This is a genomic window from Tardiphaga sp. (genome assembly GCF_044336785.1).
GTDB lineage: Bacteria > Pseudomonadota > Alphaproteobacteria > Rhizobiales > Xanthobacteraceae > Tardiphaga.
On sequence record NZ_JBIIOT010000004.1, the window covers coordinates 57,076 to 83,353 of the forward strand.

Annotated in this window: 26 protein-coding genes; 6 read left to right on the forward strand and 20 right to left on the reverse strand. The window is 62.8% G+C overall.

Features of this window, described 5'->3' with window-relative positions:
- Positions 1–112: 112 nt before the first annotated feature.
- The 4 genes from ACIQ2A_RS02305 to ACIQ2A_RS02320 all read right to left on the reverse strand — a co-directional run bounded on the left by ACIQ2A_RS02305 (position 113) and on the right by ACIQ2A_RS02320 (position 7,284).
- Entirely contained in the window at positions 113–3,280 is a 3,168-nt protein-coding gene (locus ACIQ2A_RS02305) for an efflux RND transporter permease subunit (RefSeq protein ID WP_398475317.1), read from the reverse strand.
- Positions 3,277–4,446, reverse strand: a complete 1,170-nt coding sequence (locus tag ACIQ2A_RS02310) for an efflux RND transporter periplasmic adaptor subunit (RefSeq protein ID WP_398475319.1) — start codon at positions 4,444–4,446, stop codon at positions 3,277–3,279. Before ACIQ2A_RS02310 ends, ACIQ2A_RS02305 begins: the two co-directional genes overlap by 4 nt.
- A 180-nt stretch (positions 4,447–4,626) precedes the next feature.
- Positions 4,627–5,760 (reverse strand): alpha/beta fold hydrolase, encoded by a 1,134-nt coding sequence (locus tag ACIQ2A_RS02315; RefSeq protein ID WP_398475321.1) that lies wholly within the window; start codon positions 5,758–5,760, stop codon positions 4,627–4,629.
- 150 nt (positions 5,761–5,910) lie between these two features.
- Positions 5,911–7,284 (reverse strand): DUF4403 family protein, encoded by a 1,374-nt coding sequence (locus ACIQ2A_RS02320; protein WP_398475323.1) that lies wholly within the window; start codon positions 7,282–7,284, stop codon positions 5,911–5,913.
- A 297-nt stretch (positions 7,285–7,581) separates the two neighbouring features.
- Between ACIQ2A_RS02320 and ACIQ2A_RS02325 the strand changes: the two genes are divergently transcribed.
- On the forward strand, positions 7,582–8,883 hold the full coding sequence (locus tag ACIQ2A_RS02325; protein WP_398475325.1) for a hemolysin family protein: 1,302 nt from the start codon (positions 7,582–7,584) through the stop codon (positions 8,881–8,883).
- 149 nt (positions 8,884–9,032) lie between these two features.
- Here the strand turns inward: ACIQ2A_RS02325 and parC are convergent, their stop codons facing one another.
- Both parC and ACIQ2A_RS02335 read right to left on the reverse strand, forming a co-directional pair.
- Positions 9,033–11,291, reverse strand: coding sequence for a DNA topoisomerase IV subunit A (parC, locus tag ACIQ2A_RS02330; protein WP_398475327.1), 2,259 nt, complete (start codon positions 11,289–11,291; stop codon positions 9,033–9,035).
- A 79-nt stretch (positions 11,292–11,370) separates the two neighbouring features.
- Positions 11,371–11,997, reverse strand: a complete 627-nt coding sequence (locus ACIQ2A_RS02335) for a TetR/AcrR family transcriptional regulator (RefSeq protein ID WP_398475329.1) — start codon at positions 11,995–11,997, stop codon at positions 11,371–11,373.
- 133 nt (positions 11,998–12,130) lie between these two features.
- Here ACIQ2A_RS02335 and ACIQ2A_RS02340 point away from each other — a divergent pair, with 133 nt between their 5' ends.
- Complete coding sequence (locus ACIQ2A_RS02340; protein WP_398475331.1) at positions 12,131–13,162, forward strand: aldo/keto reductase; 1,032 nt, start codon at positions 12,131–12,133, stop codon at positions 13,160–13,162.
- Positions 13,163–13,202: 40 nt separating this feature from the next.
- Here the strand turns inward: ACIQ2A_RS02340 and recO are convergent, their stop codons facing one another.
- The 10 genes from recO to ACIQ2A_RS02390 all read right to left on the reverse strand — a co-directional run bounded on the left by recO (position 13,203) and on the right by ACIQ2A_RS02390 (position 21,129).
- Positions 13,203–13,949 carry a DNA repair protein RecO gene (gene recO, locus ACIQ2A_RS02345; protein WP_398475333.1) on the reverse strand — a complete coding sequence of 249 codons (747 nt, stop codon included), beginning with the start codon at positions 13,947–13,949 and terminating at the stop codon, positions 13,203–13,205.
- A 105-nt stretch (positions 13,950–14,054) separates the two neighbouring features.
- Positions 14,055–14,459, reverse strand: coding sequence for a hypothetical protein (locus tag ACIQ2A_RS02350; RefSeq protein ID WP_398475335.1), 405 nt, complete (start codon positions 14,457–14,459; stop codon positions 14,055–14,057).
- Between the two features lie 4 nt (positions 14,460–14,463).
- Positions 14,464–15,399 (reverse strand): GTPase Era, encoded by a 936-nt coding sequence (gene era / locus ACIQ2A_RS02355; protein ID WP_398475337.1) that lies wholly within the window; start codon positions 15,397–15,399, stop codon positions 14,464–14,466.
- An 11-nt stretch (positions 15,400–15,410) separates the two neighbouring features.
- Complete coding sequence (gene rnc / locus ACIQ2A_RS02360; protein WP_398475412.1) at positions 15,411–16,220, reverse strand: ribonuclease III; 810 nt, start codon at positions 16,218–16,220, stop codon at positions 15,411–15,413.
- On the reverse strand, positions 16,217–16,975 hold the full coding sequence (gene lepB / locus ACIQ2A_RS02365; protein ID WP_398475339.1) for a signal peptidase I: 759 nt from the start codon (positions 16,973–16,975) through the stop codon (positions 16,217–16,219). The genes rnc and lepB overlap by 4 nt, the downstream gene beginning before the upstream one ends.
- A gap of 683 nt (positions 16,976–17,658) precedes the next feature.
- A complete protein-coding gene (gene acpS, locus ACIQ2A_RS02370) occupies positions 17,659–18,072 on the reverse strand; it encodes a holo-ACP synthase (RefSeq protein WP_398475341.1) in 414 nt (137 codons plus the stop codon).
- Positions 18,069–18,830: a pyridoxine 5'-phosphate synthase gene (locus tag ACIQ2A_RS02375; protein ID WP_398475344.1), complete on the reverse strand. Its 762-nt coding sequence runs from the start codon at positions 18,828–18,830 to the stop codon at positions 18,069–18,071. The genes acpS and ACIQ2A_RS02375 overlap by 4 nt, the downstream gene beginning before the upstream one ends.
- An 84-nt stretch (positions 18,831–18,914) precedes the next feature.
- On the reverse strand, positions 18,915–19,352 hold the full coding sequence (locus tag ACIQ2A_RS02380; protein ID WP_398475346.1) for a DUF1489 family protein: 438 nt from the start codon (positions 19,350–19,352) through the stop codon (positions 18,915–18,917).
- A gap of 50 nt (positions 19,353–19,402) precedes the next feature.
- Complete coding sequence (locus tag ACIQ2A_RS02385) at positions 19,403–20,350, reverse strand: hypothetical protein (RefSeq protein WP_398475348.1); 948 nt, start codon at positions 20,348–20,350, stop codon at positions 19,403–19,405.
- 122 nt (positions 20,351–20,472) lie between these two features.
- Positions 20,473–21,129 (reverse strand): glutathione S-transferase family protein, encoded by a 657-nt coding sequence (locus tag ACIQ2A_RS02390; RefSeq protein WP_398475350.1) that lies wholly within the window; start codon positions 21,127–21,129, stop codon positions 20,473–20,475.
- A gap of 128 nt (positions 21,130–21,257) precedes the next feature.
- On the opposite strand from ACIQ2A_RS02390, the gene ACIQ2A_RS02395 reads away from it, so the two are divergent.
- Entirely contained in the window at positions 21,258–22,001 is a 744-nt protein-coding gene (locus ACIQ2A_RS02395) for a DUF599 domain-containing protein (protein WP_398475352.1), read from the forward strand.
- Here ACIQ2A_RS02395 and ACIQ2A_RS02400 read toward each other — a convergent pair.
- The gene (locus ACIQ2A_RS02400; protein WP_398475354.1) at positions 21,976–22,929 is read right to left on the reverse strand and encodes a hypothetical protein; all 954 of its coding nucleotides are present in this window, start codon (positions 22,927–22,929) and stop codon (positions 21,976–21,978) included. The genes ACIQ2A_RS02395 and ACIQ2A_RS02400 overlap by 26 nt on opposite strands.
- Before the next feature lie 128 nt (positions 22,930–23,057).
- Between ACIQ2A_RS02400 and ACIQ2A_RS02405 the strand changes: the two genes are divergently transcribed.
- Genes ACIQ2A_RS02405 through ACIQ2A_RS02415 form a run of 3 tightly spaced genes read left to right on the forward strand, consistent with a single transcriptional unit; the run spans position 23,058 to position 24,150 of the window.
- Positions 23,058–23,393, forward strand: coding sequence for a DUF3253 domain-containing protein (locus ACIQ2A_RS02405; RefSeq protein ID WP_398475356.1), 336 nt, complete (start codon positions 23,058–23,060; stop codon positions 23,391–23,393).
- A gap of 45 nt (positions 23,394–23,438) precedes the next feature.
- Entirely contained in the window at positions 23,439–23,816 is a 378-nt protein-coding gene (locus ACIQ2A_RS02410; protein ID WP_398475358.1) for a type II toxin-antitoxin system RelE/ParE family toxin, read from the forward strand.
- Complete coding sequence (locus ACIQ2A_RS02415) at positions 23,809–24,150, forward strand: helix-turn-helix domain-containing protein (protein ID WP_398475360.1); 342 nt, start codon at positions 23,809–23,811, stop codon at positions 24,148–24,150. Before ACIQ2A_RS02410 ends, ACIQ2A_RS02415 begins: the two co-directional genes overlap by 8 nt.
- On the opposite strand, the gene ACIQ2A_RS02420 is transcribed toward ACIQ2A_RS02415, so the two are convergent.
- The 3 genes from ACIQ2A_RS02420 to ACIQ2A_RS02430 all read right to left on the reverse strand — a co-directional run bounded on the left by ACIQ2A_RS02420 (position 24,151) and on the right by ACIQ2A_RS02430 (position 26,263).
- Positions 24,151–24,951 carry a YdcF family protein gene (locus tag ACIQ2A_RS02420; RefSeq protein WP_398475362.1) on the reverse strand — a complete coding sequence of 267 codons (801 nt, stop codon included), beginning with the start codon at positions 24,949–24,951 and terminating at the stop codon, positions 24,151–24,153. It lies immediately after the preceding gene.
- Positions 24,952–25,045: 94 nt separating this feature from the next.
- Positions 25,046–25,864, reverse strand: a complete 819-nt coding sequence (locus ACIQ2A_RS02425) for an aldo/keto reductase (RefSeq protein ID WP_398475364.1) — start codon at positions 25,862–25,864, stop codon at positions 25,046–25,048.
- An 84-nt stretch (positions 25,865–25,948) separates the two neighbouring features.
- Positions 25,949–26,263: a helix-turn-helix domain-containing protein gene (locus tag ACIQ2A_RS02430; RefSeq protein ID WP_398475366.1), complete on the reverse strand. Its 315-nt coding sequence runs from the start codon at positions 26,261–26,263 to the stop codon at positions 25,949–25,951.
- Positions 26,264–26,278: the final 15 nt, after the last annotated feature.

Below are 26,278 nucleotides of genomic sequence, written 5' to 3' on the forward strand. Positions count from 1 at the left end.
GAGGCGCACTTGCGCCGTCTCGAACCATGAGATGGCAGGCAGTACCTTAAATCCATCCTTCGAGACGCGCGCAAGGGCGCGCTCCTCAGGATGAGGCTGGAGAATGACGCAATCAGGAATGCGCGCCCCGTTCTTTCGGTTCCACGACCACCGACCCCGGGAACAGGCGCCGGATCAGGATGTAGAAGATCGGCGTGAAAATCAGGCCGAAAATCGTGACACCGATCATGCCGAAGAACACGGCGACACCAACGGCCTGACGCATCTCCGAGCCCGAGCCCGACGAGATCACCAGCGGCAGCACGCCGAGGATGAAGGCGAAGGACGTCATCAGGATGGGACGGATGCGCAACCGGCACGCCTCGACGATGGCGTCCAGCTGATCACGCCCCTCCTGCTCGATATCGCGCGCGAATTCGACGATCAGGATGGCGTTTTTCGCCGCCAGACCGACCAGCACAACGAAGCCGATCTGGGTCAGGATGTTGATGTCCTGCCCCATGATGCGCACGCCGATGGTGGCCGCGAACAGGCACATAGGGACGATCAAAATGACCGCGAAAGGCAGCGACCAGCTGCCATATTGCGCGGCCAGCACGAGATAGACGAACAGCACGCAGATCGGGAACACATAGAGCCCGGAATTGCCCGCAGTGACCTGCTGATAGGACAGGTCCGTCCATTCGAACGAAAAGCCGCTCGGCAGCGTCTCGTCGGCAAGCTTCTTCATCGTGTTCAAGGCCGTCGCCGAGCTGACACCAGGCAGCGTGTCGCCTTGCAGCTCCGACGCCGGATAGAGATTGTACCGCGGCACGCGATCCGGCCCGGCGCGATCCTCGAAATTCACGACACTGCCCAGCAGCACCATATTGCCATCGGCATTGCGGGTTTGCAGCCGGGCGAGATCCGAGCGTTCCTTGCGGAATGGCAGATCGGCTTGCGCGGTGACGTGATAGGTGCGGCCGAGAATGTTGAAGTCGTTGACATAGGCCGAACCGAAATAGGTCTGGATCGCGTCATTGACGTTGGAGATCGGCACATTGAGCATCTGCGCCTTCTGCCGATCGATGTCGACGAAGACCTGCGGGGTGTTCGCCGTGAAGGGCGAGAACACCGATGTGAGGCCGGGCGCCCGGCGCGCGGCATTGACGAGTTCATCCGTCGCCTTCTCGAGCAGATCGGGACCCCTGCCCTGATTGTCGAGAATTCGCATGGCAAAGCCGCCGCCGGTGCCGATGCCGGACACCGCCGGCGGCGGCACCACGATCACCAGTGCGCCCTGGATCGCCGCAAGCCGCTTGCGCAATTCGGCGGTGATCTGCGTGGCGGTATGGCCCTCCTTGGCGCGCTCCTCGGCATCGGCGAAGACGGGGAACAGCGCCGCCGCATTCGAGGCCTGCGTGCGCGTCGCGCCATTGAAACCGGCGAAAGACGGCACGCGGACGACGCCCGGGACTTCCAGCGCGATGCGCTCGATCTCGCGCACGATCTCCGTCGTGCGGCTCAGCGATGCCGCACCGGGCAATTGCACGACGACAATGACATAGCCGCGATCCTGCGCCGGGATGAAGCCCTGGGGCGTCGCATAAAGCAGCCAGCCGGCGGTGCCGATCAGTGCGGCATAGACGACCAGCATCAGCGCCAGATGATGAATGACGAAACCGGCGGCCGTGCCATAAGCATGCGAGAGCTTGTCGAAGCCGCGATTGAACACGCCGGTGAAAGCACTCCAGCCGCGCGCGACCACGTTCCAGTTCGGTGGCGGCTTCTTCTCGTGATGCTGGACGAGGATCATCGAGGCCAGCGCCGGCGACAGCGTGAGCGAACAGAAACAGGAGATCGCCGTGGCCACCGCAATCGTGACGGCGAATTGCTGGAAGAACTGTCCGGAAATGCCGCCGATAAACGCTGTCGGCACGAACACGGCGCACAGCACCAGCGCGATGGAGATCAGTGCGCCGCCGACCTCGGTCATGGTCAGAAGCGCCGCCTCGCGCCGGCTCTTGCCTTCGGCGAGATGCCGCTCGACATTCTCTACCACGACAATGGCATCATCGACCACGATGCCGACCGCCAGCACGAGACCGAACAGCGTGAGATTGTTGATGGAGAAGCCGAGCGCGGCCATGACGGCGAAGGTGCCGACCAGCGATACCGGAATGGCGATGATGGGAATGATCGCCGGCCGCCAGCCCTGCAGGAAGACGAGCACGACGATCACGACCAGCACCATGGCTTCATAGATGGTCTTGATCAGCTCGCTGACGGACTGCGCGATGAATTCGGTCGGGTTGTAGCCGATATTGTATTCGAGCCCTTTCGGGAATTCGGTCTTGAGCTTCGCCATGGTCTTGGCGATCGCATCTGCCGTGGCCAGCGCATTCGATCCCGGCCGCTGCGACACCGCGAGCGCGACCGCCGGCTTCTTCAAAAGAAAACTGTTGGTCGTGTAGGACAGCGCGCCGAGTTCGATCCGCGCCACATCGCGCAGCCGCACGGTGCGGCCGTCGCTGCCGGCCTTGATGACGATATTGCCGAATTCGGACTGATCCTTCAGACGCCCCGTGAATGTCAGGTTCGGCGAGAAGGCACGGTCGGAGATCGGCGGCTCGGCGATCTGGCCACCCGCGATCTGGATGTTTTGCGCGCGGATGGCGGTGATGACATCGCCCGCGGTCATGCCGAGATTGGCGATCTTGTCGGGATCAAGCCACAGCCGCATCGAATAATCGCGGGCGCCGAAAATCTGGATGTCGCCGACACCGTCAAGGCGCAGCAACTGGTCGCGGACGTTGCGCAGCGCGTAGTTGGAAATATAGAGCTGGTCGTAAGTGTCGTCGGGCGACAGCATGAACACGACCATCATCAGGTCGGGGGAGTTCTTGCGGGTGACGACGCCGTTGCGCTGCACCTCCTCGGGCAGCCGCGGCTGCGCGATGGCGACGCGGTTCTGCACCAGCACCTGCGCCTTGTCGAGGTCGGTGCCGAGCTTGAAGGTGACGGTGATGTTGAGCTGGCCGTTCGAGGTCGCCTGGCTGTAGAGATACAGCATGTCCTCGACGCCGTTGATCTCCTGCTCGATCGGCGTTGCGACCGTTTCCGACACCGTCTGCGCGGATGCGCCGGGATATTGCGTGGTGATCACCACCGTGGGCGGCGCCACTTCCGGATATTCGGAGACCGGCAGCGTCGTGTAAGCGAGCGCGCCGACGATGATCAGCACGATGGACATCACCATCGCGAGGATCGGACGATTGATGGAGAGGCTGCCGAGATTCATGGCTTGGCGCCACCGGCGGGAGCGATGGGCTTCACCTCGCCCATTTTGGGCGCGACCTTGGCGCCGACACGCGCGCGCTGCAGGCCGTCGATGATGATGCGGTCATCCTGCTTGAGGCCCTCGCGGATCACCCGCAGGCCGTCATCGAGCGGACCGAGCGTCACCGGCCTTGCCTCGACCGTGTCGTCGGGTTTCACCACCATCACGATTTTTCGCGATTGATCGGTGGCGACGGCGGTATCGGGGATCAGCAACGCTTCATATGCACCGCTGGCGATGACACGCAAACGCGCGAACTGGCCGGGCAGGATCGACAGATCGTGATTATCGACGATGGCGCGGCCGCGCAGCGTGCCGGTGCCGATATCAAGCCGGTTGTCGAGGAAGTCCATCTTCCCCTCCTTGGTCGGCTTATCATAACCGGTCAGCGTGATCTGCACGGGATTGGGCGTATCGCGCGAGCTTGGCCGCCGGCCCTCGAACCACAGGCGGCTGTTGCGCTGATAGATGGATTCATCCATGTCGAAATAGAGATAGATCGGCGTCATCGACACGATCGATGTCAGCAGCGTCGCGCCGCTGTCGCTGCCATTGACGAGATTGCCGACGCTGATCAGGTGCCGGCTGACGCGGCCGTCAATGGGCGCGACGACCTTGGTATATTCGAGATTGAGTTTTGCCAGCTTGAGCGCGCCTTCAGCAACCAGTACCGACGCCTGGGCTGCCGCGAGCGCCTGCGTGCGCTGATCGACGATGTTTTCGGCGATCGCCTGGGTCTTGATCAGCGTGGTAGCGCGGTCGAGTTCGCGCTGCGCGAGATCCACCTTGGCCTTGGCGTCGTCGAGCTGGCCCTGCGCCTGCTCGGCCGTAGCCTCGTACTGGCGCGGATCGATCTCGTAGAGGACGTCACCGGCCTTCACCACGGCGCCATCCACAAAACTCACCTTGGTGACAAAGCCTGTGACGCGGGCGCGGATCTGGACCTGATCCACAGCATCGAAACGGCCCGTGAATTCATCCCAGTCCGTGGTCTGCTTCTTGAGCGGATTGGCAACCGTCACGGGCGGCGGCGGGGGTGCCGCGGCCTCGTCCTTCTTGCCGCAACCGGCAAGGAATACAGCAAGGATGACGGACGCAGCGGGAAAGATCGATCTGACGCAATTCAAGACAAATGCCCCCAACAAGCCGACTGACCGAGGTCAATCGTACATGAAAATTGCGACGCGTCGAAGTTTTTACAACCGACCGGCGCAATCTCGCATGGAGACCGCAGATGGGCGGCGCCACGCTCGCCTGCAAGGCATCGTCGTTGCACAAAAGTTTGATGCGACCGGCGCCTGCCCGCCTCAGCAGTCGCTCGGCGCCGGATTGCCGGCGAAACGCTCGCCCATCCAGATGACAGCGTCATTGGCGGCATCGCGCGCGGCAAATCCGTGGCCGACATTCGGCATCAGATGCATGGTGACGCGGCTGCCAGCCTTGCACTGGCGCTGGAAATAGCCCTGCGTGACCGCAGGCTGTACCAGAGTGTCCGTCGTCCCCTGAGCGAGGAAGAGCGGTATGCCGTTCGGCAAGGCGCCCGGCGAATTGCGCGCCGCCAGCGATTTGTAGGGTTCGACGGTGGCGATATTCGGCACCGACAGGAAGGTCTGCTCAAGGACCTTTTCCTGGCTCTGCCGCTCGATGATGTCAAAAATGTTCTCGATGCATTCGTTCGCCAGACGATCGACCGTCGGCATCGCGGCGGGCACCACCACCTTGTCGAGCGGCGCCTTGAAGATGCGGGCCCATGACCACAGCGTCATCGCCGTCAGGTTCTTGCCGCCGGAGGTCTTGAAGTCGTCGCCCATCAGCGTGACGAGGTCTGTCGCCGGCGCCGCCGCAGCGACGCCGACGAGATTAAGCTCAGTCGCATAGGACTTGGCGAGCAGCCCGGTATAGAGCGCGGCATGGCCGCCCTGCGAATGGCCCCACACTGCAAAACTTTTGCCGCCGCCCGCATTGGGCATGCTGCGCACGACACGAACGGAGTCGAGCACGGCCCGTGCTTCGCTGGGGCCGACGAGATAGGGATGCGGACCGGGCGTGCCGAGACCGGGATAGTCGGTCGCCACGACCACCACGCCGCGCTCGATGAGCGGGCGCAGCCCCATCATCTGCTGAAACACGAACAGTGCCAGCGACGGCGCGCAATGTGGCACCACACCCGTCGTTGGATGCGCCCACGCGACGATGGGGCGGCCGTTTGGCGGTGCCTCCCCCGGCGGAATGATGGCGACGCCGGAGACGGCGATGGGCTCGTCATTCAGCCCCTTGGACCGATAGAGAATGCGCCAGGCCTGCGCGCCCGCCGGCGCGAATTGCATCGGCTCGGAGCGGATCAGCGTGCCGGGCGGACCGGCGATTTCTTGCGGAGTGGCTTGGTAGAATGGTGTTTGGGCGAAAGCAGAAGATGCTGCCAACACCATGATTGCAGCCAAAACGCTTTCCCTCACATGTCGTCCCCGCGAAAGCGAGGACCCATAGCCTCCGAGCTTTATGAAGCTCACCAGCCGTAGCCGCAGCTCAAACAAAGATTGACGGTGTTTATGGATCCCCGCCTTCGCGGGGACGACAGACGAGATCATCGCTCACATCCCATAAAGCAGCTTCAGACGTCCCGCTGCGCGCAACTGGATTTGCAGGGTGTCGGGCAGCAGCGCGATCTTCGACACGCCGACGGAGGCAAGCTGGACCTCGCTGCGGAAGCCATCACTCAACGGCCGGCTCAATTTTGCATTGGCTGATGATATCAAACGATCGCGCTCTGCCTTGTAGTCGAGCGCGATCTTCTGCTTCAGCTGCGTCAGAAAATCACTGTTGCTCAGCAGTGTCGCGACATCGGACGCTGCGATGGTCGCGGCATCGGCCTGCAGCGCTAGATCGGGAAACTGAATGGAGCCGTCGTCCGCCGCCTGCGGCGTCGCCGTCAGATAGATCCAAGCCCCTGGCCCTGATGGCGAGGACCGCTGCACGCCGATCACCAGTTTGCCGTTCGAGGGATAGATATCGAAATCGCTGAAGCTCGGACCGCCCTGCGCGGCCAGTGCCGCGATCGCCGTCTGCACCTGCTGCTTGATGACAGCATAAGCGATGCTCACCGGCACCAGAACTTCGAAACGACCGGGATCACTGACATCGTCGCCGAGCGCCGGCAATGGCGTCGGCGCGGGTGCCGGCGGCTGCGTGCCGAGGAATGTCTGCGCCACCGTCGTCAGTTCGGCGGAGCCTTCGAGCACATTACCTTCAGCGCGTACGCCTGAAAACGCGATGCCCTGCGGCGTGGTCTGCACCCAGATCGCCGGCGTCTCGACGATCTGCACATTGGCAAACGCCTTCTGCCAGGCCTGCGCCGCCTTCGCCTTGATGTTCAGCGCGCGGACATTGGCGGTGACATCGCTCTGGACCTTCGAGAGTTGCGCCCTGATCTTCGGCTCCACATATTTCGACATGTTGATGCGGAAGCCGAGGATCTGCAGCTCCGGCGGCTCCTGCCAGCGAAAGCCTTCGCTCATGTCGAGGGTCACCGACCAGTCCTTGCGCAATTGCGGACGCGCGCTGACATAGACGGTCATCGCGCCCTCGGCCTCGCCTTTCAGCAGCCGCGCAAAGCCTTTGGTGCCTTGCGCTTCCACACTGCCAAACAAGGGCGTCGAGGCAACGAGACGTCCATTCTCGGCGCGCATGGAGACGGGCCCGTTGCGCTCGATCTCACCGGAATAGGTGCAATCCACATTCACCATGCGGCCCATCACCTGGCGATGCCAGCAGCTCGTGGTGCGATCGTCGAACGACGCCAGCACTTTTGGCACGCGGCGCGCGAGCGCATCATTGATCGCAGGGATGCCGAATTCGATGATCGCGGAAATTTTTGAAGTGACAACGGCCGGTGTGGCCTGATCCGCACTGAGTGGAGGCTTGTCAGCGGCCAGGATCGCTGTCGATCCGGTGACAGCGAGGACCAACGCTGCGCCGACCTGTCTTAGTGCGGATAATCGCAGCCAGCCTGGTTCGAATTGGCGAGGCGGAACAACGGACATTGGCGTCTTCGTCATCTGGACCTCGCAATGTCCTCAGCGGCACCATGCCACCTTACCACCTCTGGATGAGGCAGCAAGCGATCCTGCGGGTGCCGATACCAGACGGAGCTTGTCCGCACCTTTTCAAGGGGATGAGCCGTTGTGTCGCGTTTTGCGTGCATGCCATGGCGACTTGGCGCGCGATCGACTACAATTGCAGCTTCACCACCAGAAGGAACCATTGTGTTATCGCTCGAACTCGGGATCGTTGCGGTCCTGATCGTCCTCAACGGCCTGCTCGCGATGTCTGAACTCGCGATCGTGTCCTCCCGCCCCGCCCGTCTGGCCGGCCTCGTCGAAAAAGGCGTCACAGGTGCGCGCCGCGCATTGGCGCTGGCCTCCGATCCCGGCAAGTTTCTCTCCACCGTGCAGATTGGCATCACGCTGATCGGCGTGCTGTCGGGCGCGTTCTCAGGCGCGACGCTGGGTCAGCGTTTGACTGCGGAGCTGCTCGAACTCGGCGTATCGAAAGGCCTTGCCGATACACTCGGCGTCGGCATCGTCGTCTCCATCATCACTTACGCATCGTTGATCATCGGCGAACTCGTGCCGAAGCAGATCGCCTTGCGCGATCCCGAGGCGGTCGCCGTGCGCGTGGCGCCGGCCATGGTGCTGCTCGCGAAGATTTCGCTGCCGCTGGTGTGGCTGCTCGATCGCTCGGGCAAGGCGATATTGTTTCTGCTCGGCCAGCGCGGCGGGTCTGAAGACAAGGTCAGTGAAGCCGAGATCCATACGCTAGTGACGGAAGCGGAAACCGCAGGCGTGCTTGAGCCCGGCGAGAAGGAAATGATCGCTGGCGTGATGCGGCTTGGCGATCTCCCTGTGGGCGCCGTGATGACACCGCGTCATGAAGTGGCGATGATCGATCTCGCCGACCCCATCGAGACCATTCACGCAGAGATCAGCGGCTCGTCGCATTCGCGCTTCGCCGTGTTCGACGGCAACATGGATTCCGCCATCGGGATCGTGCAGGCGAAGGATCTGCTCGGCGCGTTTCTCGCAGGCGGCTCGCCGGATATCCGGGCATTGGTGCGTGAGGCACCTGTCATCCCCGACACGCTGGATGCCCGCGACGTGGTACGGATCCTGCGCGAGTCCGCCGTGCATATGGGCCTTGTCCATGACGAATACGGCACCTTCCAGGGCGTCGTCACATCGGCGGATATTCTCGAAGCCATTGTCGGCGCGTTCCACACCGAGGAAGGCCCGGCCGAGCTCGCCTTCCACAAACGCGACGACGGCTCCTACCTGATCTCGGGCTGGATGCCGGCGCTGGAATTCATGTCGCTGCTGTCGATCGAGCCGCCGCAAGGCTCGCGGCCGTATCAGACCTTTGCCGGCTTCCTGCTCTACGAGTTCGGCCGCATCCCGGATGTGGGCGACGCCATCATCTCGCATGGCTGGACATTCGAGATCATGGATCTCGACGGCCGCCGCATCGACAAGGTGCTGGCGACACGGATGGTCGAGGAAGAGACGGGGTAATACCGTCCCCTCATGGTGAGGAGCGCGCTCTTGCGCGCGTCTCGAACCATGAGATGGCCGGGCTCGGAGTGTGCGGCCATCCTTCGAGACGCCGCGCAAGAGCGCGGCTCCTCAGGATGAGGGGGCGAAGTCGCGGCGCAAGCCGATCGCTACTCGATCGGCTTGTTGAACTTGTTCGATGTCGGCAGGCCCGTCGCCTGACGGCCGGCATCGGCGCGGTTGCCGCGCCATTCGGCCAGTTCTTTCCAGGTCATCGAGCGTTCGCGGTCCGCAGAGTCGCGCCAGGTGAGGCCCGCCTTGGCGTTGAACACCGCCACGTCGGACAGGCCCGCGCTGGTGTATTTCTGCAGGCGCACGCCGCGGCCGCGCGCCATTTCCGGCACGTCGGCAAGCGGGAAGATCACCATCTTGTGGTTGGTGCCGATGACGGCGACCTGATCGGCGCCCTCTTCCACCACCGTCAACACGCGCGCTTCATTGGGCATCTCGACATTGATGATCTGCTTGCCCTTGCGGGTCGCGCTGACGCAATCGTCCTCGCCCACCACAAAGCCCTGGCCGTCATGGCTGGCGATCAGGAACTTGCGGCCGCCCTTGTGCACGAACACCGAGACGATGGCAGCATCGCCCTCCATGTCGATGAAGAGACGGATCGGTTCGCCATGACCACGGCCACCCGGCAGCTTCGCGACGTCGAGTGTGTAGAAGCGGCCATTGGTGGCGAGCAGCATCAGCTTCGACGTGGTCTCGGCGAAGAACGCCTGGCCGAGCTTGTCGTCCTGCTTGAAGGTCAGGTTGGAGAGATCCGCGACCTGGCCCTTCAGCGTGCGCACCCAGCCCTTGTCGGAGATCACGACCGTGACCGGCTCGCGCTCGACCAGCGACTCCTCGAGCGCCGCGAGATCATGCTCCGGTGCATCGGCGAACACCGTGCGGCGCTTGCCGAGCGGCGTCTTCGGGCCGAACATCTCGCGCACCTTGCGCACCTGCTCGCCGACCTTGGTCCACTGCACCGCTTCCGAGCCGAGGATCTCGTTGATCCCCTTCAGTTCGGCGCGCAGCGCCTTGTCTTCCTTCTTGATCTCGAACTCTTCGAGCTTGCGCAACGAGCGCAGGCGCATGTTCAGGATCGACTCCGCCTGCAGCTCGGTGAGGCTGAAGGCCTTCATCAAGACCGGTTTCGGCTCATCCTCGGTGCGGATGATGCGAATGACCTCATCGATGTTCAGATAGGCGATCAGGTAACCGCCGAGCACTTCGAGCCGATGCTCGATCTGGCCCTTGCGGTGCTGCGAACGGCGCAGCAGCACTTCGCGCAGATGGTCGAGCCATTCGCGCAGGCACTTGGCCAGGCCCAGCACTTTTGGAATGCGGCCCTTCACGAGCACGTTGAGATTCAGCGGGATCTTGCTCTCGAGCTCGGTGAGCTTGAACAGCGACTCCATGACCAGGCCGGCGTCGACATTGCGCGTCTTCGGCTCGATGACGACGCGAACGTCCTCGGCGGATTCGTCGCGGATATCGCCGACCAGCGGCAGCTTCTTGTCGTTGAGCAGTTCGGCGATCTTCTCGATCAGGCGCGACTTCTGCACCAGCCACGGGATTTCCGTGACCACGATATTCCAGGCGCCACGCGCGCCCTCTTCCACGCTCCACTTTGCGCGGGTGCGGAACGAGCCGCGGCCGGTCGTATAGGCCTCGGCGATCGATTCCTTGCTGTCGATGATGATGCCGCCGGTCGGAAAATCCGGCCCCTTGACGAAGCGCAGCAGCGCCTTCGACTTGGCATCGGGCTTCTCGATCAAATGCAGCGCAGCGTCGCAAAGCTCGGCAGCGTTATGCGGCGGAATCGATGTCGCCATGCCGACCGCGATACCCTGCGCGCCGTTGGCGAGCAGGTTCGGGAAGCCGCCGGGCATGACGGACGGCTCTTTGGACTGGCCGTCATAATTCGGACGAAACTCGACAGCGTCCTCGTCGATGCCTTCGAGCAGCAGCCGCGCGACATCGGTCATGCGGGCTTCGGTGTAACGATAGGCAGCCGCGCTATCGCCGTCGATATTGCCAAAGTTGCCCTGGCCATCGACCAGCGGGTAGCGCGAGGAGAAATCCTGCGCGAGGCGCACCATGGCGTCATAGATCGCCTGGTCGCCATGGGGATGGAACGAGCCCATCACGTCGCCGACGATCTTTGCCGATTTCTTGAACGGCGTGCCCGGATCGAGCCGGAGCAGGCGCATGCCATAGAGGATGCGGCGGTGAACCGGCTTCAGGCCGTCCCGCGCATCGGGCAGCGCGCGATGCATGATCGTGGAGAGCGCATAAGCGAGATAGCGCTCCTCGAGCGCCTCGCGAAGCTGCACTTCGTGAATTTCAGCCGGCTCCGGCGGAATCAGTCTTTTTCCCATGGCGGGGAGTTAGCGCGCCATGACGAATCGGGCAAGAAATGAATCAAGAAACAACCGGCGGTCGCCCACCTATTCGGCGTCAGACTTGGCTTCTTGCAGGGGACACAGCGTGGCGCAGCCCATCGATAAGGAGCCCGACCATCCGCTGGGCATGATCAGGCCCCTGGTCATGGGCGCTCATGCACAGGCTGGCGACGGCCCCCAGCAGATCCTTCGGATCGACGTCGGTCCGGACGGCGCTCGCCTTTGCCGCAGCTTCGAACAGCGATGTCACAGCCGGATATAGCCGCTTGTCGAAATAGGCCGGCAGGGAATCGAAGGCGGGATCACCAGAATGCAGGGCCGCGGCCAGTCCGCGTTTGGTTGCGATAAACGCTGCATAGCGCTGCATCCACTCCGCCAATGCGTCGAATGGCGCATATTCGGCGGCCAGAACCGGCGCGGCATCTGCGCAGGCATCGATCTCGCGCCGACAAACCGCTGCGATGAGATCGGCGCGCTGGGGAAAGTGGCGATAGAGGGTGCCGACCCCGACGCCGGCCTTCTCCGCGATGTCGCGCACCGGCGCATCGACCCCGGCGTCGGCGAACACCGCCTTGGCGGCCTGCAGCAGCGCATCCAGGTTGCGCTGAACATCGACGCGGACACGCCGCTCGCCGCCCTTCGGAGGATCATCCCCCTCTGCTTTCTGCTCCCGCTTGGTCAACCTGTCGCTCACGATTCTGTTATTTGATAAAACGGAACGATGTTCCGTATTAATACGGAATGCCGTTCCGCTTTATCCAGATAATGCAGCCGGGCGGTACTGACAACCTCCGACCGTCTCAAGGAGACCAATCATGCAATACCGCACCCTCGGCCGAACCGGCCTCAAGGTTACCCCCTATTGTCTTGGCGCCATGATGTTCGGGGCAATGGGCAACCCGGCCCGCGACGATTCCATCCGCATCATTCACAGAGCGCTGGATGCGGGGATCAACTTCATCGACACCGCCGACATGTACAGCCACGGCGAATCCGAAGAGATCGTCGGCGCGGCACTGAAGGGACGGCGTGACAGCGTCGTGCTCGCCACCAAGGGCTGGGGCGCGATGGGCAGTGATCCGAACCAGCAAGGCGGCTCACGGCGCTGGCTGACCCGCGCCGTCGAGGATTCCCTGCGCCGCCTGCAGACCGACTATATCGACCTCTACCAGATCCACCGTCCGTCACCGGACACGGATATCGAAGAGACACTATCGACGCTCACGGACCTGATGCGTGACGGCAAGATCCGCGCGATCGGATCATCGACATTCCCGGCATCCGATATCGTGGAGGCGCACTGGATCGCGGAACGCCGTTCGCTGGCTCGCTTCCGCAGCGAACAGCCGCCCTACTCGATCCTCAACCGCAGTATCGAACGCGAAGTGCTGCCGGCCTGTGCGCGCTACGGCATGGGCGCACTGGTGTGGAGCCCGCTGGCCATGGGTGCGCTGACCGGCCGCTATCGCCGCGGCCAGCAACTGCCGGAAAGCGCGCGCGTGAACTACTTCCCGAAACAGATGGCGGACGAGCGGCGCCTCGACGCCGTCGAACAGTTGGTCCGCATCGCCGAACAAGCGCAGTTGTCGCTGACGCATATGGCGATGGCTTTCACCATCGCGCATCCCGCGGTGACATCCGCCATTCTCGGACCGCGAACGATGCAGCAGCTCGACGACATCCTTGCTGGTGTCGAGATCGCGCTCGACGACAAGGTGCTGGATCAAATCGATCAGATCGTGCCGCCCGGCACCGATATCGGCGCGCTCGAAGCCAACTACAATCCGCCTGCGGTGATGCAGGCGAGCCTGCGCCGTCGTCCTATCGCCGAGCGAGCAGCCGCCTGATGCTTTGCGAGGGCCGGTCATCGCCACAGCGAGGCCGGTCCTAAGCGCCCTCCTGCGTCATCCGCCGGATCACGGCATTGACGAAGCCATCGCGGGCATCGGAATGCCGCTGCCCGCGGGGCTCCAGCACATTGCGCAACAGAAAACGGCCGGTGATGTCGAAGCCATCCCGCAGGTCGCGGTCAGACAAGCCATGGTCCGCGGCATAGGTCCCCCGCATGAATGGTGGCAGTGGCATCAGCTTGTCGCGCCACGGCTCGCCGGCCATGCGCGAGACGGCATTGCCGGATTTCGGCGAGACATAGATCAGGTCGGTCGTGTCGCCAGTGGCAGCGCAGTTTTCGAGATCGAGGCCAAAGCCGAGCTCGGCAAGCATCGCGAGTTCAAAGCGGATGGCGTGGATGGCCGCGACAATCGGATGATCGAAGTCATCGAGGATGTGTTCGAGCATCGCAAAAATATCTTCATGCGGGTCGCGCTCGGGCAGCAGCCGCGCCACCGAGGCGATATGCGTGATGCCATAAACAGCATGCGACGCGCCAAGCAGAGCCGCCGCGCGCAGCTTGGTGCCCTCGATCAGGTAATAGCCGAGCTGCTCGTCGAGCCGCGCGCGCCAGATCGCCTGCACGCTGTTGCCGGGCTGCAGCAAGGGGCGCATCCGAGACCCGGCGCCACCGCGCACGAGACCGAGATGGCGGCCATGGCCGCGCGTCATCAGTTCGACGATGGCGCTGGATTCGCCATGACGCCGCACGCCGAGGATGATGCCTTCGTCGGTCCATTCCATGGGAGAGAGTATAGATTGTAGGGCGGATGAGGCGAAGCCGTAATCCGCCGTTCTTTGTTACAGCACTGGGCCGGCGGATGACGCTTCGCTCATCCGCCCTACGGCCTATGCGTTGAACCAGCTCTTCGCGTCGCCGGTGAACGCGCAATACAGCCCCATCGCCGTCAGAATGCACGACACGATCTCGATCGCGCTGTCGAATTGCAGGCCGTAGGTGCCCAGCACCTGAAGCAGCGACAGCACCGAAAAGCTCAGCGACACCACCAGCACCCAGCGCGGCCAGCTCTTGCGGCGATAGGCAGCGAGCCAGACCAGATAGACGAAAAACAGCAGCATGCACGCCGCGACAAACGTTGCTGCGGCAATCGTGCTGTCAGACAGGTTGGCATCGGCCGTGCGATCCTGAAACGCGATCGAGACGCAGTCCAGGATCAGCGACACATAAAGCAGCACTTCGAAATAGAAGACGTTCTTCGGCAGTTCGGCGGGAACGGTCACGGCTGCACTCACACGATCATTCCTGCGGAAATTCGAGGCCCATTTCACGGTAGCGGTTGGGATCATCGCCCCAATTCTCGCGCACCTTCACGAACAGGAACAGATGGACGGTGTGCCCGACAATCTCGGTCAGTTCACGCCGCGCATCGGCGCCGATCTGTTTGATCGTCGCCCCGCCTTTGCCGAGCACGATCTTGCGCTGGCTTTCGCGCTCGACAAAAATCGTCTGCTCGATGCGCACGGAATTGTCCTTGCGCTCCTGCCAGCTGTCCGTTTCGACCGTCGACTGATAGGGCAGCTCCTGATGCAGCTGACGGAAGATCTTTTCACGGGTGATCTCGGCCGCCAGGTGCCGCAGCGGCGCATCCGACATCTGGTCTTCGGGGTAGTGATACGGGCCTTCCGGCACATCGGCCGCGAGCCGGCGTCGCAAGTCATCGACGCCGTCGCCGGTCATCGCCGAGATCATGAAAGTCTCGTCGAATTTCAGGCGCGCATTGGCATCGGTCGCAAGCTTCAGCAACCGTTCCTTGGCGACGATATCGACCTTGTTGATCACCAGGATCTTCGGATGGTTGACCTTGGCAAGCTGCTCAAAGATCGCCTCGGCTTCTTCATTGATACCGGCCTTGGCATCGAGCAGCACGCAGACGAGATCGGCGTCATGGGCGCCGCTCCAGGCGGTCTTCACCATCGCACGATCAAGCCGGCGCTTGGGCAGGAAGATACCCGGCGTATCCACCAGGATGATCTGCGAATGATCCTCGATGACGATGCCGCGGATCAGCGCGCGCGTGGTCTGCACTTTGCGCGACACGATGGTGACCTTGGAGCCGACCAGCGCATTGACGAGCGTGGACTTGCCGACATTGGGCGCACCGATCAACGCAACGAAACCGCAGCGTGTGGTCTGCGGGGCGCCTTCGGTTTCGTGGGCAACGTCGTCGTTCAAGTCATCATCCTTCAAGATTTCACGCCTTCGCGCTCTAACATGGCCGTTGCGGCCGCCTTCTCGGCGGCGCGCTTGCTACCGCCCTCGCCTTCAGCGGATGCAAGCCCGCTGACATCCACCGCAATTCTGAAATGCGGATCGTGATGCGGGCCGGAACGGCTGACCTCACGATAGGCCGGCGTCGGCAGGCCGCGCCCCTGCGCCCATTCCTGCAACACCGTCTTCGGATCGCGCAGTGGACGCACCGGCTTGCGCATGCGCTCCGTCCAATTACGCTGCACGAAGGCTTCTGCGGCAGGATAACCGCCATCAAGGAAGATCGCGCCGATCACGGCTTCACAGATGTCCCCGAGCACCGACTTGCGCAAGCGCTGGCCGACGCCGGCGCCGACTGAGCCCAGCTTGATTCCGTCCTGAAAGCCAAGAATCCGCGCAACATCGGCGCAAGCTTCCTTGCGCACGAGATCGGCCAGCCGCTTCGACAGTTCGCCTTCATCGCCATTCGGGAAGGCGCGATACAGCATGTCAGAGATCACGAGGCCGAGCACGTGATCGCCGAGAAATTCCAAGCGCTGATAGCTCTCGCTGCGGCTGCGCTGCGACTTCAGCGCCGAGACATGCGTGAAGGCTGTCTCAAGGAGCTGCGCATCCTTGAATTCATGACCGATCCGCGTCTCGATCTCGGCGGCTGCAGCCTTGGCCTCGGCGCGCGTGCGCTTCTTGCGCTGGGCGGCGGTCTCCTTCGGCGCCTCGGGCGCCGGGCTGTGATCGTCGGGTGCCGGCGCTGCCGTCTCGATATTTTTGGTGTGATCGTCCGTCATCGCACGATGGAGAAAATGCGGCTCCAGCGCACGGCGGTCGGCCAGCGCCAGATCTGCCAAGCCTGCTCGCCTTCGGCGATCGAGAAGAAGATCATCTGCGCGCGGCCGATCAAGTTCTCGGACGGCACGTAGCCGACGGCCGACTGCACGCGACTGTCGGTGGAATTGTCACGGTTGTCGCCCATCATGAAGAAGTGGCCGGCCGGCACCTTGTATTCGATGGTATTGTCGTAGAAGCCGTTGTCGACGCAATCGAGCGTCTCGTAGCTGACATTGTTCGGCAGCGTTTCCTTCCAGCGCTTTACCCGCGCGGTGGCATCGGAGCCGCACGGATCCTCGCCGACGAAATCGCTCAGGCGCTCGCGCTGCACGGGCTTGCCATTGATGTGGAGGAGCCCCTCCTTCATCTGCACGGTGTCGCCGGGCATGCCGATCACACGCTTGATGTAGTCGGTGGTGTCGTCCTTCGGCAGGCGGAACACGACCACGTCGCCACGGGCGGGATCGGAGCCGAAGATGCGGCCGGAGAAGATATTGGGCGATAGCGGGATCGAGTAGTGGCTGTAGCCATAGGAATATTTTGACACAAACAGGTAATCGCCAACCAGCAGCGTCGCCTTCATCGAGCCCGAGGGGATGTTGAACGGCTGGAACAGGAAGGTCCGGATCACCAGTGCGATGAGGAGCGCATTGATGACGACGCGGACGGTCTCGCCGAAGCCGCTTTCAGTCTTGGTCCCCGAAGTCACGCTCATCGCTTTCCCGATTCCCGCGCAAGGTGCGCAGCTAGCCCTCGCATGTCGCGCCGCAGCGTCAGCCCGGTCAGCAAAATGCATCAATTTCAATTGGTTACAACAAAGTCCTGCCAAGGCTTTTTGAGGGCGAGAGCAAGAATTCGCGGCGGATCGATCTCTCCGCAGGTTTAAACGGTTGTCAGTAGAGGTGCAATGAATTGCCCCGTCACGGCGCGGTGAAGGCTTGGAGCCTATTCGGCGGCCCGATTGAGGTCAGCCGATGGGGTCTTGGCCTGTTCGGGCTCTGCAGTCGCCCGATCGATACGCATCAAGACAAAGGCAAAGCACGCCAGGGAAAACGAAGCCGACGACCGGCATAACCAAGGCAAATATCTCGAAATCGGTCATTCCCGGATCCCTCCGAGTACCAGTTGCCCGATACAATGTATGCCTGCGCTCATGGCGACGCAAATCCCAGCGCCGATTACGATTGCGCTGATCCCGGTCCCAACCGGCGCCAAACCGTAGAAGAGCGCCAGAGCCGGACCGATGCAGCCCGCGGACAAAAACGCGGCGGCAATCGTGTTCATAAGACCCGCGAGCAATTTCGCCCGCTCGTTTTGCACGACTTTACTCGCCATGGCTTCCCCCGGCACACCGGAACCATGATTGCACGCCCAGATTGCGGACGTAGGTACCGGTTACTAGACCTTCGCCACCGCTGAAATGATCACAAAGGCCTGCGCCAAAGGCCAGTCGTCGGTGATGGAGAGGTCGATTTGAGCGACGTAACCCTCCGGGGTGAGCTGCTCCAGCCGCGCCAATGCGCCGCCGGTCAGTTTCATCGACGGCTTGCCGCCCGGCAGGTTGATCACGCCCATGTCGCGCCACCAGACGCCCTGGCGGATGCCGGTGCCCAGCGCCTTTGACATCGCCTCCTTGGCGGCGAAGCGCTTGGCATAGGTGGCCACCACCATCTTCTCGCTCTTGGCGCGGCGTTCGGCGCGGGCGCGCTCTGCGTCGGTGAAGATACGGTCGAGAAAACGGTCGCCGTGGCGTTCGATCACCTTGGCGACGCGGGTGATGTCGATCAGGTCCGAGCCGATGCCGATGATCATGCACTACCTCGCTTGGCGACACCCTTGTCCATCGCCGCGCGCATCCGTTTCACGGTTTCCGACAGGCCGACGAACAGCGACTCACCGATCATGTAGTAGCCGATGTTCAACTCCATGATTTCGGGAAGAGCCGCGATGGTTTCGGCGGTGGCGTAATCGAGTCCGTGGCCGGCATGAACTTCGAGGCCAGCGGATTTCGCAAGCTTTGCGCCTGCCGAGATGCGCTGCCATTCGTTCTCCGCCTTGATCAATTCGCCATCGGTGATGGCATCGCACCAGGCGCCGGTGTGGAGTTCGATGACTGGCGCTTTCAGCTTTGCGGCCATTTCGATCTGCTTCGGATCGGCAGCAATGAACAGCGAGACGCGGACGCCGGCATCATTGAAGCGCGCGATGGTCGGCTCCAGCGAGTCGCGCTGGCCGACCACGTCGAGGCCACCTTCGGTGGTGAGCTCCTCGCGCCGCTCCGGCACCAGACACACGGCGTGCGGCTGCACGCCAAGCGCGATGCGCACCATGTCCGGCGTCGCCGCCATCTCGAAATTCAACGGCTTGGAGATCTCGGCCTTCAGCCGCTCCATATCGGCATCGCGAATGTGGCGGCGGTCCTCGCGCAGATGCGCGGTGATGCCATCGGCACCGGCGGCAATGGCTTCGAGGGCTGCACGCACGGGATCCGGGTGCTTGCCGCCGCGTGCGTTGCGCAGGGTTGCGACGTGATCGATATTGACGCCAAGGCGGAGAGACGAGGACGGCATGTCAGGCTTTCGCAAGCGGGTGTCGAGAGCCCCTTCTAGCAATACGCCGCCGTCATGGCGAGGCGTGGCCGCCATGCATCGCGACTACAGCAGCCCCAATTCGCGCAGCTCGCGGCGCATCGGCTCGGGCATCGCCTCGATGCTGGCAGCGGCCTTGCCGAGATCAGGTGGCGCGTCCTTGTCCGTGAGATAGCGCCAGCCCTGAAACGGGCGCAGCGGACGCGGTGCCACCGTGACCGGCTTTGGCTCCATGATCAGCCGGCAGCGATTGATGCCCTCGCCGTCACGAAACGGCTCGATGGCGAGAATTTTCTCGCGCAACGCGATCTCGCCACGGATCACCCAATAGAGCGAGCCGCCGTCGAGCAATTCGGCATCGCGTTTCGGCACCATGCGGGTGACATGGATATGCCGCTGCTTCTCGCCGCGCGCCTTGGCGGCGCGCATGCGTTCAGCGAGATAGCTCTTGAAATCCGCGATGGATTCACAGCCGACGGCGAGTTTGACGAGGTGCAAGGGCATAGGCGTGAGATCGGAACCGGAACGCGGTCTTACAAGCTGTTATCCACCGCTCAGTTATCCGCCTGCGGTGCGCCGGGCGCAAGCTGAACGGGCGCCGCCGGGGCAGCCGCCTGTGGACGGGGCGCTGCCGGAGCCGCCTCTTTCGGCGCGGCCTGCTTCTTTGGCGCCGGTCGCGGCGCGGCCTTGGCATCCGCAGCGGGAGCCCTGACCGGCGTATCGGTCATGATCGAGATCGGCGGTATCGACGAGGACGACGGGAATTCGGCATTGGTCGGCTTGCCCGTCGGCAACGACGGCGGGAGGCCAGAGAGCGATGCGACGCCTGGAACCGCTGATGCCGCGGCCGCTGCCGGCGGCACGTTCCATGCCGGCGCATAGCGTGTCAGCAATCCCTCATAGAAGCGCTCGCCCATATTGGAGGCGACCTGCTTGTAATCGGGAATGGACGGAAAAGCGAAGCACGCGTCGGGCCTGCAACGATCGCGCGACTGCAGAACATAAGCGACAAAACCGTAGCGATCGCGCTCCACCGCATTGCGCAGTGTGGCGAGATCCGGCGGTGCCTGTCTGTTCGCGTTTCCGACATCGCCATAGGATGTCAATCGGTCTACCAGAGCAGCGGTCGCCGAGACAGCAGCAGCAACCGTATCCGGCGAGGCGAAAAGCGATTTCTCGCAAGCCGCGAGCACCATCTCGCCGGCGAGTTCGTCGAGACAGGACAGCACGGGCAGCGTCGTGGTGAGCTGCGGTGCTGCCACTGGCGTCGGAGCAGCCGCTTTCTGGGCAGGCTCGGCCCCGCGCAACACAACCGTCGCAGCGACGCCGACTGCCAGCAGCGCGATCATGGTCAGCGCGCCATTCGCAACCGACTTCTCCGCACGCAACAGCGCAACAAGCACGATCAGACCGAACAGCGCGGCGACGCCGAGAGCGAGCCACATGGGCAATGAGGCCGAACGCCAGAGTTGATCGAGCGAGCTCGCCCAGGCCGCATTCATTCAGAAGTCCCCAAAAATCTAATATCGCATCGTCAAGCAGATACGGCTGCCATGCACCCGCAATATGCTGTTGTTATGGCGACGATATCGGCCGGAACAAGAGCGGATCGCAGGGTATGCGATCACTCTTCCTCGAAGCGCGGGATCAGAAGGGTTTCGGCGAGCCCCTCTTCCGTCCACTGCCGGAACGCTGCGTTGGTCTGCATGGTGTCCATGTACGCGCGTGCCGCGGGCGATACCTCGATGGCGTAGCTGCGGAAACGATGCACCACCGGTGCATACATCGCGTCAGCGCCGCTGAAGGTGCCGAACAGATACGGCCCCGCCGCGCCATAGCGCGCACGGCACGACACCCAGATTTCGTCGATGCGCGCGATATTGGCCTTGGCGTCATCGGACAACGGCTTCGCCTTGACCGGGCGATGCAGGTTCATGCCGCATTCGTTGCGCAGCGGCATGAAGCCGGAATGCATCTCGGCCGAGATCGAGCGCGCATGGGCGCGCTGCGCAACATCCTGCGGCCACAGCTTCGCCTCGGGAAAACGCTCCGCGGCATATTCGATGATGGCAAGCGAATCCCAAACGGTGATGTCGCCATCGACCAGCGCCGGCACCTTGCCAGACGGCGTCACGTCAAGAATGCGTTGCTTGTCGGCGGGCCCGGTATAGAGCGGAATGACAACTTCCTCGAATGGGATGCCGACGCCTTTCAGGGCAACCCACGGGCGCATCGACCACGACGAATAGTTCTTGTTACCGACCACCAGCTTCAGCGACATCACCTACTCCCTGCAAGGCGGGTAAAATGCCATGTGGGCGGCTGCGCTGCAATCAAGTTGGGCAAGACCAACCGTTGCCGCCTGCGAAGCGAAGTGGCAGAACCGCCACCTGAGACATTGGGTGCTGCATGCCGAACTATACCTGGATCGACGCTTTCGCGCTGGGCTTCTTCATTCTGGAATGGGCGGCCTATGCGATCACGCTCGAGCACAGCAAATATGGCCGCGACAGCCTGTCGGCGCGCATGCACGCCTATCGCGAGGTCTGGATGCGCCGCCTGCTCGCGCGCGAGGCGCGGATCGTCGATACGCATATCCTGACATCGCTGCAGAACGGCACCGCGTGGTTTGCCTCCACCACGCTGATCGCCATCGGCGGCGCGCTGGCGCTGCTGCGCGCAACCAACGAGGTCATGCCGATCATGGCCAATCTGCCAATCGGCTTCAACGCATCGCCCGGTCTGTGGGAGATCAAGTGTTTCGGGCTGATCCTGATCTTCGTCTATGCGTTCTTCAAATTCGCCTGGGCCTATCGGCTGTTCAACTATGTGGCGATCCTGGTCGGCGCGATGCCATTCGCGGTGGATCGCCACACGCCGGAGGCCGAAGCGCATGTGATGCGCACGACAAAAATGTTCGGGGCGGCGGCGCGGCATTTCAACCGCGGCCAGCGCGCGTTTTTCTTCGCGCTCGGTTATCTCGGCTGGTTCGTGAGCCCGTGGGTGTTCATCGTCTCCACCGCCGCCGTGGTCATCGTCACCTGGCGACGTCAGTTTGCGTCGAGTGCCTGGCTCGCCATGGGCGAAGGTCTGCAGGCCACGAAGAAGACGCTCGCCGACGGCAAAGCTAACTCCCAAAATCCTGCGGCGTGAACGGCAGGTCGAGCACGCGCCACTCGTTGTATTTGTCCGCCGGCAGCATGGAATAAGGCTGGCAGGCTTCCAGCCCCTGTTTGGCAGCTTGCAACAGCAATGCCGCCTTGGCCGGCCGGCGCACCTCGATCACCGTCGGCTCGGCCACAAGGCGCCCATCCGGCGTCAGCATCGCACGCAGCTTCACCATGGCGTCGTCGTTGCGCGCCACATTGGCGGGCAGCTTCAGGCAGGTCTTGAGGTGGCGGTGAAACGCCGCGATATCGGTCTTGGCGACATCCGCCTGCTCACTCGCGGGAGCACCGCCGAAACCGGGCAATCCGAGCATGACGCCGTATTTGACGGTGATGTCCGGATCGGGCTGTGGCGGCGCCTGCGCGGCCGGAGGGGGCTGCGATTGTGGAGCCGACTGAGGCTGCAAGGCAGCCTGCTGCTGCCGTGCCGGCTGCTGCTGAGCAGACTGCTGATGCGCGGGTGGCGGTGCAGCTGAAGATGACGGCTCGGCCTGTTGTTGTGGCGGCGGGGATTGAGGCGCCTGCTGGGACTGTTGCTGCTGGGGCGGCGGCGGCGCTTCCGGCTTTTGTCGCTGGGCGCTTTGCGGCTCGGATTTCTGCTGCGACGATTGCAGTTTGGCCGTGGCAGCAGCCGCCTCTTTCTGCTCCTCCAGCGTCGGCCGCGTGGTCAGGTCAGGCAGGCGGAATTCGGGCTGTGCGGGCTCGGGCTTTTTTTCCGGTTCGGGCTCCGGTTTCGCCTCCTCAGCCTTCTTCTCGGCCTCAGCAAGTTCCTGCGGCGTCACCAGATCGACGCTGACATTGTCCTCGTGCGGCTCCATCGGCTTGGCGTCAGCGAAATACACCCCCGCGGCCAGGGCCAGATGACCGAGCACCGAGGCGGCGATGGCTGCGCGAATGAGGTGCCGAGGTTCCATGAACTTGAAGATTTGGACTTGAAGACAATCTGTACGCCAGAGGTGTGATATTAGCGCCGGTCACCTGCGGGCGCCATGTCTCCGATGACACAGCTTGCGCGCAGATGCGGGATCGGCGATGCCAAGGCATGGCCAAATCCGAATCCAAAGCTCCGAAGAAATCTCCCGCTGCGCCGCCCAAGGCTGCGAAGCCCAAGCCTCAGCCACTCGACGAGCGCATCCTGGCTATCCTCGGCCGCGATCCCTCTCGCTCTCTGAGTGGGCCGGAAATCGCTCATCTCATTGAGCCCGAAGGCGACTGGCATTCCCAGTTGACCCCCATCCGCCGCGCGGCGGTGAAGCTCATGCTGGACGGCCGACTGGTGATCTATCGCAAGGGCAAGCCGGTCGAAGACCCCGAAGATTTCCGCGGCGTGTATCGACTGGGGCTGCCGAAAGACGCGCAGGAAGAAGCCGACTCATAAGCCAGATTCATTGACTCAGAAATATGGTTATATTACCATAATTCTGTGAGCGATCTGCTACGTCGGATGAAGCCTCTGGTCTTCGTTGGCTCGAGCCAGAAGGATCTGCGAGCATTCCCCGCGGCTGTCCGCAGAGATGTCGGTGTGGCGCTTTTCGACGCACAGCTTGGCGTTCACCCTCACAATGCCAAACCACTTAAAGGCATGAGTGGCGTTCTGGAAATTCGTGACAGCTATGACGGCGACACATATCGCGCAGTCTACACGGTTCGCTTCGAAGGCATTCTGTATGTGCTTCATGCGTTTCAAAAGAAGTCGATCAGCGGAATTGCGACACCGCAACGGCATATCGATCTGATCAAGCAACGCCTGCGTATCGCCGAAGACATTCACAAAAAGGTATCAGGGATCGCGGATGACTAACAAAAAGACTTCGCCCGCTTTTACGAAAGGCTCCGGCAATGTATTCGCCGATCTCGGCCTGCCCGATGCCGAAGAGCTTCATTTGAAGGCCGCGCTTGTATTCGAGCTGAAGCGTCTCATCGCGGAGCGTGAGATGACACAGACAGCCGCAGCCGAACTGATCGCGATGTCGCAGCCCGATCTATCGAAATTGCTGCGCGGCCAGCTTCAGCTGGCGTCGGTCGAAAAACTCATGCGGATGCTGACCGCGTTTGACCAGGACATCGAGATCACCATTCGCCCCCGTCGCAGGCGCGGCGAAGCCGGACGGATCACCCTTATCCCGGCCGCATAGTTACTTTTTCGGCCCCGGCAGCAATTCGCTGGTGCGGCCGGCGAGCCGGTAGCTCAGCAATCCGACCCATTCATGCATGGCATTATCAGCGCGAGAAAGGCCATCGGCGGCATCATCGAAGGTCTCGAGGGCATCGATCCATCCGCGGGTGCGCCAGTCAACCGGATAGGCCTCGACATCGAATCCGGCCTTGCGAAACACGCCGATCGAGCGTGGCATGTGCCAGGCGGAGGTGACGAGCAGCCAGCGCTCGCCCGGCTTGGGATTGATGAGACGCCTGGTGAAGGCGGCGTTCTCCTCGGTGGTGCGGCTGTCGGTTTCAAGCACGACCCGCTCCGGCGCGACGCCAAACCGCCGCAACACGTCGCCAGCCGCTGGCGCCTCGGAGAGCCCCTGTTCGAGCAGACTGCTGGCGCCGCCGGTGAAGACGATCCTGGCCTGGGGATAACGGCGCGCCAGTTCCAGCATCGCCGTGACGCGCTCGCCCGCCGAATTGAGCTCCAGCGATTTGCGAGCCACGGTGGAATCGGAATCGATGGTGCCGCCGAGCACGATGATCCCATCCGGGGCACGACCGTCGTCCTGCCATTTCGGGAAGCGCTCCGTGAGCGACAGCAACAGCACATTGCTCAGCGGCGAGTAGCCGAGCACGAGATAGAGCAAGACCCCGAAGCTGACTAACCAGGTGCCCATCCGGTGCCGGTTCAGCATCACCAGCGCAAGGCCGATCACACACAGCACGGCGATGATGTTTGACGGCTGCGTGAAGAAGCCGAGAATCTTGGAGGCATAAAAGAACATCATCAATCCGATGGTGAGCGCGAAGCTCTGGAATGGCCGATCCGGTCTGCGGGATCAATGAGGCAAATGCACGTTCATCGGCACCACCGCACCGTCAGTCCCATTTCGGTGCAAAACCGTAGTCGGTCAGGCGGCCATCGGATCGGCTCAGGGCGGAGATGGCCACCATCTCGTCCTCGGACAGCATGAAGTCGAAGATGTCGATATTCTCCGACAGGCGCTCGACTTTCGAGGTGCGCGGAATCGCAACGACGCCCTGCTGCACCAGCCAGCGCAGGCAGACCTGCGAAGCGCTCTTGCCATGCGTTCTTCCGATGGCAGCGAGGGTTTCATCGCCGCGGACATGGCCTTTAGCGATTGGGCTATAGGCAACCAGCGCGAGGCCGTTTTCGCTGCAGGCTGCGCGCACTTTCGCCTGATCGAGATACGGATGATACTCCACCTGGTCGCACACCAGCGGCTCCGGACAGGCCGCAACAGCCTGGTCGATGAGAGCGACCGTAAAATTCGAGACACCGATGTGCTTTGCCAATCCCATGCGCTTGGCGTGGGCGAGCGCACCGAGCGTCTCCTCCAGAGGCACATGCGCGCTCGGCCAGTGCAGCAGCAGCAGATCGACCTCGGTCATCCGCAGCCGCGTCAGGCTCTCCTTCACCGAGCGCTCGAGATTATGGGGCGCGAAATGCGTGGTCCAGATCTTGGTCGTGACGAAGATCTCGCTGCGGGCAACATGCGACGCGCGGATGCCGTCGCCGACATCGCGCTCGTTCTCATAGACCTGTGCGGTGTCGATATGGCGATAGCCGAGCTTGATCGCCTGCTCGATCACCCGCGCGCAGGTGCGGCCGCGTAATTCCCAGGTGCCAAGCCCGATCGCCGGGATACGGGCGCCATTTGCTTCCACGAACTGCACGTCGTCCTCCTTTCGAAGGAGCTACGTTATGCGCCGCGGGCTTGTCCGGCGCTGTCCAGGCCAACGCCCATCCGGATCAGGCGTTCAGACGTCCGCCGGCGCAAGTGCCGCAAACACAGTATCAGGCGCGTGGGCGATGACAGCCAGCAGCGCACGCGCCGGGCCACGCGGGCTACGCTTGCCCTGCTCCCAATTGCGAATGGTCTCGACCGGTACGCCGAGGCGCGCCGCAAATTCGATTTGGGTGAGCTGGGCGCGGCGGCGCAGATCGCGCACTTCCGGATCGCAGGCGCGTGTTTCGACGGGCTCGGCGGCAGCAGGCATCGCCGGCGCCAGGGGCACCTCGTCCCCGTCCCGCAATTCCACGATCCGTCCGTCAGCCTTCAATCGCAAGCGCATGTCCGACCTCTCTGC

What these genes read in the sequence shown, in the direction of transcription:
- ACIQ2A_RS02405 (WP_398475356.1), top strand. Translation starts at nt 23,058, where the DNA reads ATGGCCAAATCCGAATCCAAAGCTCCGAAGAAATCTCCCGCTGCGCCG.
- ACIQ2A_RS02415 (WP_398475360.1), top strand. Translation starts at nt 23,809, where the DNA reads ATGACTAACAAAAAGACTTCGCCCGCTTTTACGAAAGGCTCCGGCAAT.
- parC (WP_398475327.1), bottom strand. Translation starts at nt 11,291, where the DNA reads ATGGGAAAAAGACTGATTCCGCCGGAGCCGGCTGAAATTCACGAAGTG.
- ACIQ2A_RS02400 (WP_398475354.1), bottom strand. Translation starts at nt 22,929, where the DNA reads ATGGAACCTCGGCACCTCATTCGCGCAGCCATCGCCGCCTCGGTGCTC.
- rnc (WP_398475412.1), bottom strand. Translation starts at nt 16,220, where the DNA reads ATGACGGACGATCACACCAAAAATATCGAGACGGCAGCGCCGGCACCC.
- ACIQ2A_RS02380 (WP_398475346.1), bottom strand. Translation starts at nt 19,352, where the DNA reads ATGCCCTTGCACCTCGTCAAACTCGCCGTCGGCTGTGAATCCATCGCG.
- ACIQ2A_RS02375 (WP_398475344.1), bottom strand. Translation starts at nt 18,830, where the DNA reads ATGCCGTCCTCGTCTCTCCGCCTTGGCGTCAATATCGATCACGTCGCA.
- acpS (WP_398475341.1), bottom strand. Translation starts at nt 18,072, where the DNA reads ATGATCATCGGCATCGGCTCGGACCTGATCGACATCACCCGCGTCGCC.
- recO (WP_398475333.1), bottom strand. Translation starts at nt 13,949, where the DNA reads ATGGAATGGACCGACGAAGGCATCATCCTCGGCGTGCGGCGTCATGGC.
- ACIQ2A_RS02385 (WP_398475348.1), bottom strand. Translation starts at nt 20,350, where the DNA reads ATGAATGCGGCCTGGGCGAGCTCGCTCGATCAACTCTGGCGTTCGGCC.
- lepB (WP_398475339.1), bottom strand. Translation starts at nt 16,975, where the DNA reads ATGAGCGTGACTTCGGGGACCAAGACTGAAAGCGGCTTCGGCGAGACC.
- ACIQ2A_RS02395 (WP_398475352.1), top strand. Translation starts at nt 21,258, where the DNA reads ATGCCGAACTATACCTGGATCGACGCTTTCGCGCTGGGCTTCTTCATT.
- ACIQ2A_RS02340 (WP_398475331.1), top strand. Translation starts at nt 12,131, where the DNA reads ATGCAATACCGCACCCTCGGCCGAACCGGCCTCAAGGTTACCCCCTAT.
- ACIQ2A_RS02430 (WP_398475366.1), bottom strand. Translation starts at nt 26,263, where the DNA reads ATGCGCTTGCGATTGAAGGCTGACGGACGGATCGTGGAATTGCGGGAC.
- ACIQ2A_RS02390 (WP_398475350.1), bottom strand. Translation starts at nt 21,129, where the DNA reads ATGTCGCTGAAGCTGGTGGTCGGTAACAAGAACTATTCGTCGTGGTCG.
- ACIQ2A_RS02305 (WP_398475317.1), bottom strand. Translation starts at nt 3,280, where the DNA reads ATGAATCTCGGCAGCCTCTCCATCAATCGTCCGATCCTCGCGATGGTG.
- ACIQ2A_RS02420 (WP_398475362.1), bottom strand. Translation starts at nt 24,951, where the DNA reads ATGTTCTTTTATGCCTCCAAGATTCTCGGCTTCTTCACGCAGCCGTCA.